This is a genomic window from Kitasatospora purpeofusca (genome assembly GCF_000718025.1).
In the GTDB taxonomy this organism is placed as follows: Bacteria; Actinomycetota; Actinomycetes; order Streptomycetales; family Streptomycetaceae; genus Kitasatospora; species Kitasatospora purpeofusca.
Genome location: NZ_JODS01000018.1, coordinates 105,600 through 120,278, shown reverse-complemented (window position 1 = coordinate 120,278; position 14,679 = coordinate 105,600). Strand labels below are relative to the sequence as shown.

Below are 14,679 nucleotides of genomic sequence, written 5' to 3'. Positions count from 1 at the left end.
CCGGTGGGACGGAAACGGCCCAGGCCCGGACGCCTGTGGGGCGTTCGGGCCTGGGCCTGAGGGTTTTCGGGAGTGGTTCAGGAGGCGGCGGCACCCACGGGGGTGGCGCCGACGGGGGTGACCTCGACGAGGCCGGTCTCGCCGAAGGTGAGCTTGCAGGTGTCCGCGCGGTAGGTGGCGACGGCGAGCGCTACCAGGCGGCCGGCGGCGGCGTACTGGGTGGTCATCACCAGGACCGGCGAGCCGGGCGGGCGCTCCAGCAGGGCGGCCTCCTCGGCCTCGGCGACACCCAGCTCGACCGAGCGGGACTCGCCGTCGACCTCCAGGCGCTCCAGCTGGCGCAGCACCGAGCGGGCGCGGTCGCTCTCGGCGCGGAAGCCGGGCAGGTGCGGCAGCACCGCGGCCGGCACGTGCAGCGACTCGGAGGCCATGCTCTGTCCCTGGACCAGACGGACCCGGCGGACGGTGTGCACGGGCGCGCCCTCGGCGACGCCGAGCGCCGCGGCCAGCCGACGGGCGGCCGGCGCGGTGGTGCAGTCCACCGTGCGCCAGGCCTGGCTGCGGGCGGCGCCGGGCCAGCCCTCCTCCTGCCGGTTCACGGGGACACCGACCCGGGGGGCGGCGATCAGGGTGCCGATGCCGCGCCGGCGGACCAGTCGGCCCTCCAGCTCCAGCTGGTCGAGCGCCTGCCGCAGGGTGGCCCGGGCGACGCCGAAGCGGGCGGAGAGCTCACGCTCGTTGGGGAGGATCTGGCCGGTGGAGAACTCCGTGTCGATGGCGCGGAGCAGCACCGTGCGCAGGTGCCAGTACTTCGGCTCCGGAACCGCCGTGAGCTGCCCAGTCGTTCCCACCATGTCCTCCACCCGGTTTTCTTCCGCTGTGCCCGAAAGAGGTCGGTTCCGGCCCGCTGCCCGCTGTTGCGGCAGGTGGGAGAGCGGGCTTTTTCCGTCCTTCTTTATTAAAGGTCTTTGCAGTAAGTGACCCTAGGGGCTGGATCGGGAGATGGTCAAGACCAATGGCGACCCCCGGCACGACCACCTCACAGTTTCATGGTGCGTTCACGCCAACCACCCAAGCGGACGCGTCGCATCCCGCTCCTGTCGGTGCCACTGGATAGGCTGCCCGGGTGATCGTGGTGACAAGTGTGAATGTGAACGGAATCCGGGCGGCGGCCAAGAAGGGCTTCGTCGAGTGGCTCGCCGCCACCGAGGCGGACGTGATCTGCCTGCAGGAGGTGCGGTCCGAGCCCGAGCAGCTCCCGGTGGAGCTCCGCGACCTGGACGGCTGGCACGCGGTGTGGGCCCCGGCCGCCACCAAGGGCCGGGCCGGCGTCGCCGTGCTCTCCCGCCAGGAGCCGAGCCGGACGGCCATCGGCTTCGAATCGGCCGAATTCGACAATTCGGGCAGGTATGTCGAAATCGATCTGCCGGGCCTGACCGTGGCCAGCCTCTACCTCCCCTCCGGAGAAGTCGGCACCGAACGCCAGGAGGAGAAGGAGCGCTTCATGGCGGAGTTCCTCGTCCACCTGCAGAAGCTCCGCACCCGCGCCGCCGCCGACGGCCGCGAGGTCGTGGTCTGCGGCGACTGGAACATCGCCCACCGCCCCGAGGACCTCAAGAACTGGAAGTCCAACCAGAAGGCCGCCGGCTTCCTCCCCGAGGAGCGCGCCTGGCTCTCCCGCGTCTACGACGAGGCCGGCTACGTCGACGTCGTCCGCCGCCTCCACCCCGACCGCACCGGCCCCTACTCCTGGTGGTCCTACCGGGGCCGCGCCTTCGACAACGACTCGGGCTGGCGGATCGACCTCCAGGTCGCCACCCCCGGCCTGGCCGACCGGGCCGTCGAGGCCTACGTCGAACGCGCCGAGACCCACGCGGAGCGCTGGTCCGACCACGCGCCCGTCACCGCCGTGTTCGACCTGAGCATCGAGTAGCGTCCTCGCGGTTCGTTGCTGCGCCCGTCCTGCGGCGTTCTGCACGGTCGTCACGGCCGTGGGGGCGAACGGTGCCTACTGTGGCCACCCGCACAACACCGGGACGATTCCTACGAATAGCTGTCCGGACTCGGGGCATCCGGTTGCCACACCGATTCTGGAGGTCTCCATGGTTCCCCTTCTTCTCGTCCTGCTGCTCGCCCTGCTGCTCTTCGGCCTCGGCTTCGCGGTGAAGCTGCTGTGGTGGGTTGCGGTCATCGTCCTGGTGGTCTGGCTGGTGGGTTTCGTGGCCCGCAGCACCGGCGCCTCCGGCACTCGAAGCCGCTGGTACCGGTGGTGACCGAGTCGGCCGGGCTTTCGCTGCGGACGAGAGGAACTGAACCATGACCACGACCTTGTCACCGATGCTGGTGCCGCTCGCCCTGGCGGCGATCCTGACGGCCGGCGCACCGGACACCGCGTCCCGCGGCCACCGGCCACGGGTCGCCGTCGTCCGGACCGACCGCACCACGAGGGCCCGGCACACCCGCACCTGACCCGACCGAGGACCGCTTCGACATCGGCGCGAGGCGCCTGGACAGTGCGATCCGCGCTGTCCAGGCGCCTCGCGCCGGTTCCGGACGGCCACCAGGAGGACGATGTCCGCACCCAGCAGCCGGTCGACCAGTGGAACGCCGTCGTCCTGGCCCGGCTCAACGGACCGGTCCGGGGAGCCGGCGGTGCGGGGAGCCGGCGGTGCGGGGAGCCTGCGGTGCGGGCGTTGGCGGCGGCCGGTCCCTCGACCACCTCGCCCTCGCTCGCCCCGAGGTGATCGGCCAGTCCGGCCGCGGTGGGCGAGCGGTCCGACCGCTGGGCAAGTGCCTCCTCGGCCTCGGCCGGGGAGCTCGCGGGTCATGGGGCGGGTGCGCCGCGCGCGTTTCGCGGGCGGCGCACCCGCGCGCCCGCTTCACCTTCGCCGGAGCGCGCGAACGGCAAGAGCGCTGACGACGATGAGGACGGCGGTGCCTAGCCCCACGAACATGCGATTCCTCTCTCCTCGGAGAAGCGGCCCGCTGGGCCGAGGTAATCTCCGCCCGGAGCCGACGTGCGTGCCTGTACCGGTGAACGCCGCTGATGCGTCCCCCGTCTGCCCGGAGCGGCAGCCCCCACACCTGGGTACCGCGCGCTCACAGCTCGATGTCCGCGTTCAGGCGGGCGAGCGATCCGCAGGCGCCGGCGGGTGCCGCGCGCCGGCCCGGGGACGCGGCACCCGCCGATCCGCGGCCACCCGCTTCTGTCCGTTCCTCCGCCGTTGCACCGTTGATCGGACCGCCGGAGAAAAAGGTCGCATCCAGGTGCATGGGAATCGGATCCGGGGGCAGAAGGGCGTCCGGTTCGCCTCGGTGCCGGGTCGAACCGGGCGCCCGTCTGTCACCAGCTCGGCTCGCCATCCGACCGGTCCCACTCGTCCGGGCTTCCCCGGAACCGGCACACCCACAATGGAGGAGAGCGCCTGATGGCGGCAGCGGAATCGTCGGAGCGGCTGGTCCGGCTCTTGACGCACGACAGCGAGATCCTGGACAGGTGGGTCGAGGCGGTGGCCGAGATCCTCCGGGGCCGGATCAGCCGCGCCGAACTGGAACGGGAGTTGACCGACCTCTACCAGGCGCTCGGCCAAGCCCTTCGGGAGGGCGGCCTGAACTGGCGGGCGGAGGAGTACTCCGAGGTCCGGGCACTTCTCGTGGAACTGTCGCGCAACCGCGCCCAGCACGGGTTCACTCCCACGGAGACGGCGACAAGCCTCTTCGCCTGCAAGGACGTAGTGGCACCGACCGCCACCAGCTCGGCCGAGGACATCAGCGCCTACCTCCAGCTCGGCCGGCTGCTGGACGCGCTGGGCCTGTTCACCATCGAGGCGTACGCCCGCACGCGCGAGGAGATCATCAGCGCGCAGGCGGAGCAGCTCCTCGAACTGTCCACCCCCGTGGTGAAGCTGTGGGAGGGCGTGGTCGCGGTTCCGCTGGTCGGCACGCTGGACTCCGCGCGGACCCAGATCGTCATGGAGAAGCTGCTGCAGAGCCTGGTGGACTCGGAGTCCGAGCAGGCCATCATCGACATCACCGGCGTGCCGGCGGTGGACACCGAGGTCGCGCAGCACCTGCTGAAGACGGTGGTCGCCGCCCGTCTGATGGGAGCGGAGTGCACGATCTCGGGCATCCGGCCGCAGATCGCGCAGACCCTGGTCGCGCTGGGCGTCCGGTTCGACGACATCGTCACCAAGGCGACGCTGGCCGACGCCCTGCGGTACGTGCTGCGGCGCATCGGCACCGAGCCCGCCGCGACGGGTGGTCCGAAGTGACCGACCGCGTCCCCATCCTCAAGCTGGGCCGGGTGCTCCTGGTGTCGATCCAGATCGACCTGGAGGACCAGACCGTGTTGGACCTCCAGGACGACCTGGCCGAGCGGATCGTGACCACCGGCGCGATCGGCGTCGTGATCGACATCACCGCGCTGGAGATCGTCGACTCCTTCGTGGGACGGATGCTGGCCAACGCCGCCGCGATCTCCCGGATGCTCGACGCCGAGACCGTGGTGGTGGGCATGCGACCGGCCGTGGCCATCACCCTGGTCGAACTCGGACTGTCGCTGGGTGGTGTGCGCACCGCGTTGACGCTCGAGAAGGGGCTCGCCCTCCTCGAGCGCGGCCGCGCCACGAGTGCGGACCGCGGATGACCAGGTTGGCCGAGGACGTGGAGCAGACCGTCCCGATCGTGTCCAACGACGACGTGGTCCGGGCGCGGCAGCTGGTCCGAACCCTCGCGCAGCAGTGCGGACTCTCCCTGGTGGACCAGACCAAGCTGGTCACCGCCGCCAGCGAACTGGCCCGCAACACCCTGGTCTACGGAGGCGGCGGTGCGATGCACTGCGCCACCGTGCGCCGGGACGGCCGGCGCGGCGTGCACGCCGTCTTCGAGGACAGCGGTCCCGGGATCCCCGACCTCGACCTGGCGCTGACCGACGGCTGGACCTCCGGCGGCGGCCTGGGACTGGGGCTGAGCGGTGCGCGGCGCCTGGTGGACGACTTCGAGCTGGACAGCCGGACCGGCGTCGGTACCAAGGTGTCGGTGACCAAATGGGCGCGCTGACGGTCCCGCTCCTGGAGTGCGAGGACGTGGCCTGGTTCCGGGACGCCGAGTCGCTTCCCGCCGCCGCGCGCAGCGCGGCCCGGACGCTCGCGCAACGCGCCGCGCTGCTGCCCGAGCGGGTCGCCGAGGTCTGCCTGGCGGTCAGTGAGGCGGCGACCAACCTGCGCCGGCACGCCCGCGACGGGTCGCTGCTGCTGCGGGTCGTGCGGACCGACAGCGAGGCGGCCCTGGAGTTCGTCACCCTGGACCACGGCCCCGGCATGGCCGACGTCCCCCGCTCACTCACCGACGGCGTCTCCTCCCGCGGCACGCTCGGCATCGGCCTGGGGGCCATCTCGCGTCTGGCCGACACCTTCGACGTGCACTCCCTGCCGGGCCGGGGCACGGTGCTGACCGCACGGTTCTGGAACCGCACGCCCGGTGGCCGCCGTGCCGCCGCCGACGGCGAGCCGGTGGTCGCGGGCATCACCCGGCCGATGAGCGGCCAGGAGCTGTGCGGGGACGCCTGGGCCGCCCGGCCGCTGCCTGCCGACCGGTCGGCCGCACCGGTTCCCGGCCGGCCGCACCGCTCCCCCGCGGTCCTGGACTGGTCGGTGCTCACCGGTACCGCCACGCGCCCGGGCGCCTCCGAGCGCCTCGTGCGCGCGGCACCGGCGCCCGCACCGGCTCCGCTGCCGGCCGACGACACCGGTGCATTCCTGCTCGTGTTCTGCGACGGGCTGGGTCACGGTCCGCTGGCGGCCAGAGCCTCCGTCGACGCGGTAGCGGCCTTCCGACGCAGTAGGGCCGGCAGCCCGGACGCGCTCCTGGCCGACATCCACCAGGCCCTGCGCTCGGGACGCGGCGGAGCGGTTGCGGTCGCCCTGGTGGAACCGGCCGAGCTGCGGGTCAGCCTCTGCGGTGTCGGCAACGTCAGCGCCTTCGTGGTGGACCCGGCGACCGGGACCAGGCGGGCGCTGCCGTCCACACCGGGCATCGTCGGCCACCAGCTGCCGACGCTGCGCACGGTCCGCCACCAGCTCGCCCCGGGCAGCGCGTTGGTCATGCACTCGGACGGACTGACCGACCGTTGGCAGGCCGCGGCCCTGCCGGGGATGCTCTCCCACCTGCCGGCCACGGCCGCAGCGTTGCTGCTGCGGGAGGCCGGAATCCGGCGGGACGATGCCGGAGTCCTCGTGGCGAAGGGCATGTGGTGAGCTCCGGCGCGCCGGACCGGCCGCCCGTGCGGCTGGGGACGGTAAGGACCAGCTCGGCACAGGACGGCTTCGCCCTGCGCCGCCTCGGGAAGGCGGTCGCCGAACTGCTGGGGGCGGACAGCCAGGACGCGGTCCGACTGGCGACCGCGCTGAGCGAGCTCAGCCGGGACCTGCTGGGCGCCGACCGGCTCACCACCCACTTCGACGTCCACCCCGGCTCCCGGCCCGTGCTCCGCGTCACGCTGGAGCGGTTCGGCGGTCCCGCCCCGTCCACCGACGCCCTCGAGGCCTGCACCCGGATGCTCCCCACCAGCCAGGGAGAGACCGGACACGGCGGGTGGGTGTGTCTGGAGCAGCGGCTGGTGCATCCGCTCGACGGGCACTCCGCGGGCGCGGAGGAGGCGCAGCGGCTGCTCCGTTCCCACGCCGGCTCGACCGAGCTGGACGACTCGCGCGCCCAGAACCGCGACCTGATCGCGGCGCTCGAACGGACCCGGGCCCAGGGCGAGGAACTCAAGCGCCTCAACGAGGAGCTGGCCGAGACCAACCGCGGCGTCGTCGCGCTCTATGCCGAGCTGTCCGAGGAGTTGGAGGAGACGAACCGCGGCGTCGTCGCTCTCTACGGCGAACTGGAGGAGAAGTCGCAGCAGTTGCGCGAGGCCGGCGAAGCCAAGAGCCGGCTCTGGGCCAACGTCAGCCACGAGCTTCGCACCCCCGTCAACGCCGTGGTCGGGCTGGCGGAGCTGCTGCTCACCGATGTCGACGCCGCACCGGCGGAGCGCGAGCAGCAGCTCTCGCTGATCGCCGACTCCGGGCGCACCCTGCTCACCTTGGTCGACGAGCTCCTGGACGTCGCGAAGGCGGAGTCCGGGAACCTCGAACCCGCCTGGGCTCCGCTGGACCTGCGGGCCGTACTCACCCACCTCGAGGGGACGCTGCGCGGACTCGCCCGCCCCGGTGTCACGCTCACCGTGACCGTTCCGGACGCCTGTGCCCCGATCGTCGGGGACGAGACGATGCTCGCCCGGATCCTGCGCAACCTGCTGTCCAACGCCTTGAAGTTCACCGAGGCCGGGTCGGTCACCCTGGACGCCCGGTTGGAGGATCCCGCGCGCGCCGGCGCGGCCGGGCAGCTCGAACTGACTGTCGCCGACACCGGGATCGGCATACCGGCCGACCAGCACGAGCGGGTCTTCGAGGAGTTCTACCAGGTCCGCGGCCCGCACCAGCGCGGCCGCCACGGCACCGGGCTGGGTCTGCCGTACGCCCGGCGCCTGGTCGAACTGCTCGGCGGGACGATGCGGTTGGAGAGCGCCCCGGATGCCGGGACGACCATCACCGTGCGGCTGCCGACCGGTCCGAGCGGTGCCGCGGACGACGGTGCGCGCCCGGCCGCCCTGCTCGTGGTGGACGACGACGCGGCGTTCCGGACCGTGCTGCGACCGCTGTTGCACGGGATCGCCGACCGGATCGTGGAGATCGCGGACAGTAGCGAGGCCGTCACCGCCATCCGGCGCGAACGGCCCGACGGCATCCTCCTGGACCTGCAGATGAGCGGCCTCGACGGTTACCAGGTGCTCGCCCTGCTGAGCGCCGACCCGGACCTGCGACGGCTGCCGGTCGTCGTCCTGACCTCCGCCACGCTGTCCTCCGTCGACCGCGAGCGGCTGGTCCATGCCCGGGCGGTACTGTCCAAGACGGCCCTGACCAGCGGACGGCTGGCGTCCGCACTCTTCACCGACCGTCCGGCCGCGCCCGGTCCGACGCCACCGGAAGCGGCCGCCGAACCCGAGGAGGGTCCGTGACCGCGCCCGTTCCCGACACCGGACCAGCCACCGTTCTGGTACTGGACGACAACGCCACCACCCGCTACATCCTCGGCAGCTGGCTGCGCCGGGCCGGCCACCAGGTCGTGGAAGCCGTCGACGGCGCCCAGGCGTTGGCGCTGCTGACCGGCACTCCCGCGCACGAGCTGCCCGAGATCGCCCTGGTGGACGTGCGCCTGCCGGACATGACCGGGTTCGAGGTGTGCGAGCGGATCAAGGAGCGGCCGCACACCACCGACCTTCCGGTCGTCCACATCTCCGCCACCGCGATCGAGGCCAGTGACCGCACCCAGGGCCTGCACCGCGGCGCGGACGCCTACCTCACCGAGCCCATCGACCCGGCCGAGCTGCAGGCCACCGTGACCGCGGTACTGCGCTACACCCGAGCCCGCCGCCGGGCGGAGCGGCTCGCGGACCGCGTCGCCGCGCTGCACCGCAGCACACTCGCGCTCTACGGTGCCGCCGACGCGGACGCGATGGTCACCGCCGCCGCGCTGGGCGCGATCGAACTGGGCGCCGCACAGGCCTCCGCGATCGTCCTCGGACCGCACCGGGAGAACCTGCACCTCGCCCACTGCGTCCTGTCCGGGGCAGCGGAGTCCGCTCCGGAAGTCCGCCTGTCGACCGGCTCGGCCGCCCTGCTGGACGCCCTCGCGCACCACACCCTCGGCGACGCCACCGGTACCGACACGGTGCGGCTGACGGCCGCGCAGTGGCAGGACGCGCTGGCAACCGACTTCACCCAGGACCACGGCCTGCCGGTGGAGCCCGTCACCCTGCTGGTCGCCCGGACCAAGCCGGGCCGGCCCTTGGTGGCCGTGGCCGTCGACCCGTCGGCGGCCGAGGATCTGGACCAGCACCGGTTGCTCTCCCAGCTCACCCAGGCCACCGCACTGGCACTGGAGGCCCTGCGCAGCCAGGCGGAGGAGCACGCCCTGGCGCTGACCCTGCAGCGGAGCTTCCTGCCCGCCCGGCTGCCCGCCACCGAAGGCGTCGACCTCGCCGTCCGCTACGAACCCGCCTCCGACCGCAGCGAGATCGGGGGTGACTTCTACGAGGCCATCGAGACTCCGGCGGGTCTGCTGCTGGCGATCGGCGACGTGGCCGGGCACTCCCTCGAGGCCGCCATGGTGATGGGCGAACTGCGCCACGCCCTGCGCGCCTACGCGATCGAGGGCCACGACCCGCGCACCCTGCTCCAGCGGCTCGACGCGCTTCTGGTCCAGCTGCGCCCCGGCATCACCGCAACGGTCTGCCTGGTACTGGTCGAGCCCGGCCGGCGCCGCGTCCGCATCGCCAACGCGGGCCACCTGCCACCGTTGCTCCGGCTGCCCGACGGATCGGCCCACTTCCTGACCGAGCACGGCATCCTGCTCGGCCTCAACCTGCCGCAACCACCGGCGGCCACCCACGACACTCCCCCGGGCAGCACACTGCTGCTGGTCACGGACGGCCTGGTGGAGGTTCCCGGGGAGAACCTGGAGATCGGGCTGGCCGCCCTGCGGGAGTCCTTCTCCCGGGCGCCCGGGGACCTCGACGAGACCGGTGGCCTCCTGCTGGAGTCCTTCGCCAAGGCCCAGGCGGACGACGTCGCCCTGCTGCTCGCCCGACTCCACTGACAACACGTCCGTCCCACCACCCCGGAGCCCAGGTGCCCGCCTACACCCTCACCATCGACGTCCGCACGCACTCGACGGGTGCGACCGTCGTCGTGCTCTCCGGCGAGCTGGACCACCAGACCGCTCCCCGGCTTCGGCGCGTCCTCGAACGGACCCCGGCCGGGCTCCCCCTGGTTCTGGACCTCACCGACCTGCGGTTCTGCGACTCGGTCGGCATCGGCGAACTCGTCTTCGCCGCCCGGCGCACCCCGGTGCCGGAGTCTGCGCTTCCGGTGGTCGGCGCCCCGGCCGACCTGCGCCATCTGCTCGCCCTCACCGGGGTCGAGCGCCTGGTGGCGCACCACCACGACGTGGACCTGGCCGTAGCCGCACTGGGGCCCGGCGCGGCGGAACGGCACGCCGGGCCCTGACCGGTGACACCGGCCGACCCGGGGCATCGGAGCGCGGGGCCGCCCGCGTCCTCGGTCCGGCCGGGGCGGTCCCACCCCGGGTGGCGGAGCGGGGAGCCGGCGACGGCCGGTGCGGCCGGATCCGATCGCCCGCGGCTCGGCTCCCCGCTGCTCAGCCGACGCGGAGCGTGATGGAGACGCGCTTGCCGCCTGCCGGCAGCGGCTGGACAGTGCAGGTGGTCGACAGCCGCAGGACGATCGCCCATCCCCGGCCGCCCAGACGGTGCGGGTCCTCGGCGTCCGGCCCGGGCTGCCGCGGGTGCTGGTCCGTGGCGTCCTCCACCTCGATACGCAGCACCGTCCCGTCCGGGGCCAGGTGAGCGCGGAATCCGGTCAGCCCGCCGCCGTGGCGTATGGCGTTGGTCACGAGTTCGGTGGCGGCCAGGAGGGCGTCCCTCCTGGTCGCGCCGAGGTCGCCGGGCAGACGGTCGAGCAGGGCGGTGATCGCGGTCCGCGCCTCTGCGGCCGTGGTAACCGTTCCGGCGCCGTGGCCCGCTCCGTCCGGCGGCTCACCCGGGAGCGCAGCGAGTCGCGCGGAGTCGGGAGCCACCGTGCTGTCGTGGCGGGGGGACGGTTCCGGCATGGGTGGACCTCGAATGAGTGCAGCCGCAGGGTGTCGGACGTGGTACGGAGCGAGCGGCCCGATCCGCCTCGGGCGCCCCGTGCACCGTGCCCCGCAGCCGCACCGCCCGGGCCGCCCGCGTCATCGGCCTTCGCTCGTCGGTGACTTCGCCGGGCCGCCGGCGGCCGCCGCCCCGGCAGTGGGTGCGAAGTGGAAGTAGTCGGTGGTGGCGGAGACTTCGAACAGTCGCTGCACCCCGGGGCTGAGCGGCCCCGCGACGACCAGTCGCCCACCGGCGGCGGCCAGCCGCCGGTGGGCGTCGAACAGCGTGTGCAGGCTGGAGGAGTCGGCGAAGGTCACGTCGGAGAAGTCCGCGATCACCAGGTCGGGGCAGCGCTCGACGGCCGCGCCGACCTGTTCCGCGAACTCCTGCGCGCTCTCCCAGTCGAGTTCGCCCCGAGGGCGCACCAGCAGCAGCCGGGAACCCCGCCCACCTGTCCCGTGGCTGCTCACCTCGGCGTTCTCCGTCACAGCCGGATGTTACGTCATCCGTCCGCGAACGGGCAGCCTCGGCGACAGCGGTGCCGGACGTGACGACCGTTCCGTACAGAGCGTACTGTCGGACCTGTCGGCTTTGCGCGGGAATCCAGCGGCCGACGCGGTTCGTGCCCTTCGAGCCGGATTCGCGGCGGCTCCGGCCACTGCCCGAGACGCGTGACGAGGTGATGGTCCGACAGGGCCGACCAGATGGCACTCCTCCCGACAGAGACCCCCCTCGGGTCGGCCGAATCCGGGCTGGCATTCCTGGCCGGGGCACCGTATCCGGTCCTGGTCCTCGCCGCGGACGGGGCTGTCGTGCACGGCAGCGGCTCCGCCTGGAACCTGCTCGGGAGGCCGGCCGGAGCGGAGGGCGAGGAGCTCGCCGAGGTCGCCCCCTGGCTGCTGGAGGCGCACTCCCGGCTCTGCGCCGCCGCGACCGTCCGCCGGCACCGGCCGGGGGCACCCGCGGCGGAGACGGCGGTCCGCGGCGTCATCGCCGGTGCCGAGGTGGAGGCCCATCCGTCGCTCCGGGCCGACGGCAGCGTGGTGTGGTGGCTGGTCGGCGACACCGATCGCGGCCTGGCCGCCGTGGTGGAACGCGAGAGGTGGGAACTGCTGGCCCGGTTGCCGGGCCTGTTGCTCAACTCTTTGAACGTCGACCGCTGCCTGGAGACCACGGCGCAGCAGGCGGCCGCCCACCTGGCGGACGCCGCGGTGGTCGTCTCGCCGCACAGCGGGCGGGCGTTGCGCTTCGTGACCTGCCTGCGTGACGGTCCGCCGGTGCGGGGCCAGGTCCGGGCGGACCCGGCGGCCGTGCCCGGACTGGCCGAGGCCCTCCAGGGATTTCCGCCGGTGCCGTCCCGGTGGATCGACCCGGAAACGGCACCGAACTGGCTGCTGCCGGAGGGCCTGACGGCCGTCGGTGCGGTGTCCGTCACCCCGCTCCCGGGCCACGGTGTACCGGCGGGCGCGCTGGTACTGCTGCGCGGACCGGGCCACGGCGCCTTCACGCCCTCCGAGGAGGTCTTCGCCAGGTTGTTCGCAGCGCGCGCGGGCGCGGCGGTCTCGGCAGCCGTGATGTACTCGGAACAGGCCGCGATCACAGACCTGCTGATGCGGGAGCTCCTCCCCCCGCGACTCGAGCACATGAACGGGGCCGACTTCGCGGGCGGCTACCGGGCCTCGGTGGACCGCGACCGGGTCGGCGGCGACTTCTACGACGTCCACCCCGCGGCCGACCCCGACGGCGAGACCCTTGCGGTGCTCGGTGACGTCTGCGGCAAGGGGCTGGAGGCGGCCGTGCTCACCGGGAAGATCCGCAACACCCTGCACGCGCTGCTGCCACTGGCCGACGACCATCCGAGGCTGCTGTCGCTGCTCAACCGCGCGCTGCTGACCTCGCACCACACCCGCTTCGCCACCATGGTGCTGGCTTCGGTCCGGCGTCAGCAGAGCCGGGTGACGGTCCGCCTGTCCGCTGCCGGCCACCCCGCTCCGCTGATCGTCCGGGCGGACGGTCGGGTCGAGGTCTCCCGGACCCACGGCAGCCTGGTGGGCGCGCTGCCGGAGACCACGGTCGTGTCGGACACCGTCGTGCTCGCCCCCGGCGAGGCCTGCGTGCTCTACAGCGACGGTGTGACGGAGGCCCGCGGCGGTCCGCTGGGCGACGCGATGTTCGGTGAGGAGCGCCTGCTGCACGCGCTGGGCGAGTGCGCCCGGATGCCGGCCGAGGCGATCGTCGAGCGCGTTCTGATGCTCGCCTCGCAGTGGGTGGGTGGCCGGCGCCACGACGACATGGCCGTGATGGTCGTCGCCGCACCCCAGGGCACCCGGCTCTCCGCGGCCGGCAGATACGGACACGGAGGCTTTCCCGCATGACGGCTGTCCGGACGGTACCGCCTCCGACGAGTGAACTCACCGCTACCGTCGACCGGTTGTGGGAGGCGGTGACCGCGGGAAGCGAGGAAGCGGCCGGCGCCGTCGTCTTCGGGGCGCTGACCGCCGGGGCCGAACCGGAGTCGGTGCTGCTGGAGGTGATCGCGGCGGTCCAGGCGCGGATCGGTCGCGAGTGGGCCGCCAATCGGCTGACGGTGGCGGAGGAGCACGCCGCCACCGCCATCAACGACCGGGTGGTGGCCGCGCTGGCCCACCACCCCGTGGTCCGCGATGCCGTCCGCGCCGGGCCCCGCGGCCGAGTGACCGTGTCCTGCGTCGACGGCGAGTGGCATGCCTTTCCCGCCCGACTGCTGGCCCAGGTGCTGGCGCTGCGCGGCTGGGAGGTGGACTATCTCGGCGCCCAGGTGCCGACCCCGCACCTGATCGCACGGCTGCACCGCACCGCGCCGGTCGCCCTGGCGCTGTCCGCCTCCCTCGCGCCGCGCCTGGCCACCGCCCACTCCGCGATCAGCGCCGCGCAGGCTGCGGGCGTCCCGGTACTGGTGGGCGGCGCGGCCTTCGGCCCCGACGGCCGATACGCCCGGCTGCTGGGGGCGGACGCCTGGGCCGAGGACGCCCGTGGCGCGGCCGATCGGCTGGCCGAGGGCCTGGTCGCCCCACTGCCCGCGCACCAACCCGTCGACGACCTGCCCCATCTCGCCGACCAGGAGTACACGCTGGTCCGCCGGAGCGCGCCGCGCCTCGTCGGTGCCGTGATGTCGGGTCTCGCCGAGCGGTTCCCCGCCGTGCGCTCCTACACCGAGGCGCAGCTCCAGCACACCGCGGAGGACACCGCGCACATCGTGGACTTCCTCGGCGCCGCCCTCTACACCGACGACCCCGAACTGTTCGGCGGGTTCCTGACCTGGACCGCCGGCGTGCTCACCGCCCGCGCCGTTCCGACCGCCTCCCTGCTGGCCGCGCTGGAGGTGCTGGGCCACGAGCTGCGCGACCTGCCCCGCGCCGTCGGCCTGCTCGACCACGGTCGCGCCGCCGTCGCCTCCCCGTCCGCCGTACCCGCCACCGTCCCGCACCAGTACCACGGAAACCCGGCATGACCGAGCTCCCCGATCCCGTCCACCCCGCACCCGTGCCGGCGCCACCGCCCGCGGCGGTCACCCTCCCGGTCGAGGGCGACCTCGACCACGAGAGCTGCGACACCCTGCTCGCCACCATCACGGCCGCGGTGTCCACCCAGCCGGCGGGTGGAGTCGTCCGACTCGACTGCACGGCGATGACCATGTGCGACTCGATGGGCCTGTCGACCCTGCTGCAGATCCGGCGACGCACCGACGCCGCCGGACTCCTGTTGTTGATCGATCACCGGCCCGCGGTCCTGGACCGGCTGCTCCACCTGACCGGGACCTTCGAGCACCTGGTCCGCCGGTCCGCCGTCCGCGACGACGACGCGGTCGGTGCCTGAGGGACGGGGACGGTGTCCGTCCGCGGGCGGACCGACCCGCCTGCGGGGGCGGCGGCGAACTGCGTCCCCAG

General features: G+C 73.4%; 17 protein-coding genes. 14 read left to right on the top strand and 3 right to left on the bottom strand.

Annotated features, from left to right (window positions below; translation table 11 throughout):
• Window positions 1-77 precede the first annotated feature (77 nt).
• Window positions 78-851, bottom strand: a complete 774-nt coding sequence (locus tag IF01_RS0124310) for a GntR family transcriptional regulator (RefSeq protein ID WP_037781027.1) — start codon at window positions 849-851, stop codon at window positions 78-80.
• A gap of 275 nt (window positions 852-1,126) precedes the next feature.
• On the opposite strand from IF01_RS0124310, the gene IF01_RS0124305 reads away from it, so the two are divergent.
• The 11 genes from IF01_RS0124305 (at window position 1,127) to IF01_RS0124255 (ending at window position 10,109) form a co-directional block, all read left to right on the top strand.
• Window positions 1,127-1,933 (top strand): exodeoxyribonuclease III, encoded by an 807-nt coding sequence (locus tag IF01_RS0124305; RefSeq protein WP_030395650.1) that lies wholly within the window; start codon window positions 1,127-1,129, stop codon window positions 1,931-1,933.
• Between the two features lie 169 nt (window positions 1,934-2,102).
• Window positions 2,103-2,273, top strand: coding sequence for a DUF5670 family protein (locus IF01_RS0124300; protein ID WP_030395649.1), 171 nt, complete (start codon window positions 2,103-2,105; stop codon window positions 2,271-2,273).
• Window positions 2,274-2,316: 43 nt separating this feature from the next.
• On the top strand, window positions 2,317-2,469 hold the full coding sequence (locus IF01_RS48475; protein ID WP_157855336.1) for a hypothetical protein: 153 nt from the start codon (window positions 2,317-2,319) through the stop codon (window positions 2,467-2,469).
• 44 nt (window positions 2,470-2,513) lie between these two features.
• The gene (locus IF01_RS51585) at window positions 2,514-2,744 is read left to right on the top strand and encodes a hypothetical protein (protein ID WP_030395648.1); all 231 of its coding nucleotides are present in this window, start codon (window positions 2,514-2,516) and stop codon (window positions 2,742-2,744) included.
• A 684-nt stretch (window positions 2,745-3,428) separates the two neighbouring features.
• Window positions 3,429-4,271 (top strand): STAS domain-containing protein, encoded by an 843-nt coding sequence (locus IF01_RS0124285; RefSeq protein WP_030395647.1) that lies wholly within the window; start codon window positions 3,429-3,431, stop codon window positions 4,269-4,271.
• A complete protein-coding gene (locus tag IF01_RS0124280) occupies window positions 4,268-4,645 on the top strand; it encodes an STAS domain-containing protein (RefSeq protein ID WP_030395646.1) in 378 nt (125 codons plus the stop codon). Before IF01_RS0124285 ends, IF01_RS0124280 begins: the two co-directional genes overlap by 4 nt.
• On the top strand, window positions 4,642-5,058 hold the full coding sequence (locus tag IF01_RS0124275) for an anti-sigma regulatory factor (RefSeq protein ID WP_030395645.1): 417 nt from the start codon (window positions 4,642-4,644) through the stop codon (window positions 5,056-5,058). Before IF01_RS0124280 ends, IF01_RS0124275 begins: the two co-directional genes overlap by 4 nt.
• Window positions 5,046-6,254 (top strand): ATP-binding SpoIIE family protein phosphatase, encoded by a 1,209-nt coding sequence (locus IF01_RS0124270; RefSeq protein ID WP_030395644.1) that lies wholly within the window; start codon window positions 5,046-5,048, stop codon window positions 6,252-6,254. The genes IF01_RS0124275 and IF01_RS0124270 overlap by 13 nt, the downstream gene beginning before the upstream one ends.
• Window positions 6,251-8,059, top strand: coding sequence for an ATP-binding protein (locus IF01_RS0124265; protein WP_037781025.1), 1,809 nt, complete (start codon window positions 6,251-6,253; stop codon window positions 8,057-8,059). Before IF01_RS0124270 ends, IF01_RS0124265 begins: the two co-directional genes overlap by 4 nt.
• Window positions 8,056-9,699 carry a fused response regulator/phosphatase gene (locus IF01_RS0124260; protein WP_030395642.1) on the top strand — a complete coding sequence of 548 codons (1,644 nt, stop codon included), beginning with the start codon at window positions 8,056-8,058 and terminating at the stop codon, window positions 9,697-9,699. Before IF01_RS0124265 ends, IF01_RS0124260 begins: the two co-directional genes overlap by 4 nt.
• A 32-nt stretch (window positions 9,700-9,731) precedes the next feature.
• Window positions 9,732-10,109, top strand: coding sequence for an STAS domain-containing protein (locus IF01_RS0124255; protein ID WP_063764287.1), 378 nt, complete (start codon window positions 9,732-9,734; stop codon window positions 10,107-10,109).
• 151 nt (window positions 10,110-10,260) lie between these two features.
• Here IF01_RS0124255 and IF01_RS0124250 read toward each other — a convergent pair whose 3' ends face one another.
• Complete coding sequence (locus tag IF01_RS0124250; protein WP_051756107.1) at window positions 10,261-10,731, bottom strand: ATP-binding protein; 471 nt, start codon at window positions 10,729-10,731, stop codon at window positions 10,261-10,263.
• A gap of 120 nt (window positions 10,732-10,851) precedes the next feature.
• Window positions 10,852-11,241 carry an STAS domain-containing protein gene (locus IF01_RS0124245; RefSeq protein ID WP_051756105.1) on the bottom strand — a complete coding sequence of 130 codons (390 nt, stop codon included), beginning with the start codon at window positions 11,239-11,241 and terminating at the stop codon, window positions 10,852-10,854.
• A gap of 216 nt (window positions 11,242-11,457) precedes the next feature.
• Between IF01_RS0124245 and IF01_RS0124240 the strand changes: the two genes are divergently transcribed.
• From IF01_RS0124240 to IF01_RS0124230, 3 genes are read left to right on the top strand one after another with little or no spacing between them, the layout of a single operon-like run.
• The gene (locus IF01_RS0124240) at window positions 11,458-13,128 is read left to right on the top strand and encodes a PP2C family protein-serine/threonine phosphatase (protein WP_078880255.1); all 1,671 of its coding nucleotides are present in this window, start codon (window positions 11,458-11,460) and stop codon (window positions 13,126-13,128) included.
• Window positions 13,125-14,243, top strand: a complete 1,119-nt coding sequence (locus tag IF01_RS0124235; RefSeq protein ID WP_051756100.1) for a cobalamin B12-binding domain-containing protein — start codon at window positions 13,125-13,127, stop codon at window positions 14,241-14,243. The genes IF01_RS0124240 and IF01_RS0124235 overlap by 4 nt, the downstream gene beginning before the upstream one ends.
• Window positions 14,240-14,608, top strand: a complete 369-nt coding sequence (locus tag IF01_RS0124230; protein ID WP_037780970.1) for an STAS domain-containing protein — start codon at window positions 14,240-14,242, stop codon at window positions 14,606-14,608. The genes IF01_RS0124235 and IF01_RS0124230 overlap by 4 nt, the downstream gene beginning before the upstream one ends.
• Window positions 14,609-14,679 lie beyond the last annotated feature (71 nt).

Bases quoted from the DNA above. Each gene is read 5' to 3' on its own strand.
- IF01_RS0124285 (WP_030395647.1), top strand. From the start codon at position 3,429: ATGGCGGCAGCGGAATCGTCGGAGCGGCTGGTCCGGCTCTTGACGCAC.
- IF01_RS0124275 (WP_030395645.1), top strand. From the start codon at position 4,642: ATGACCAGGTTGGCCGAGGACGTGGAGCAGACCGTCCCGATCGTGTCC.
- IF01_RS0124300 (WP_030395649.1), top strand. From the start codon at position 2,103: ATGGTTCCCCTTCTTCTCGTCCTGCTGCTCGCCCTGCTGCTCTTCGGC.
- IF01_RS0124235 (WP_051756100.1), top strand. From the start codon at position 13,125: ATGACGGCTGTCCGGACGGTACCGCCTCCGACGAGTGAACTCACCGCT.
- IF01_RS0124240 (WP_078880255.1), top strand. From the start codon at position 11,458: ATGGCACTCCTCCCGACAGAGACCCCCCTCGGGTCGGCCGAATCCGGG.
- IF01_RS0124270 (WP_030395644.1), top strand. From the start codon at position 5,046: ATGGGCGCGCTGACGGTCCCGCTCCTGGAGTGCGAGGACGTGGCCTGG.
- IF01_RS48475 (WP_157855336.1), top strand. From the start codon at position 2,317: ATGACCACGACCTTGTCACCGATGCTGGTGCCGCTCGCCCTGGCGGCG.
- IF01_RS0124250 (WP_051756107.1), bottom strand. From the start codon at position 10,731: ATGCCGGAACCGTCCCCCCGCCACGACAGCACGGTGGCTCCCGACTCC.
- IF01_RS0124230 (WP_037780970.1), top strand. From the start codon at position 14,240: ATGACCGAGCTCCCCGATCCCGTCCACCCCGCACCCGTGCCGGCGCCA.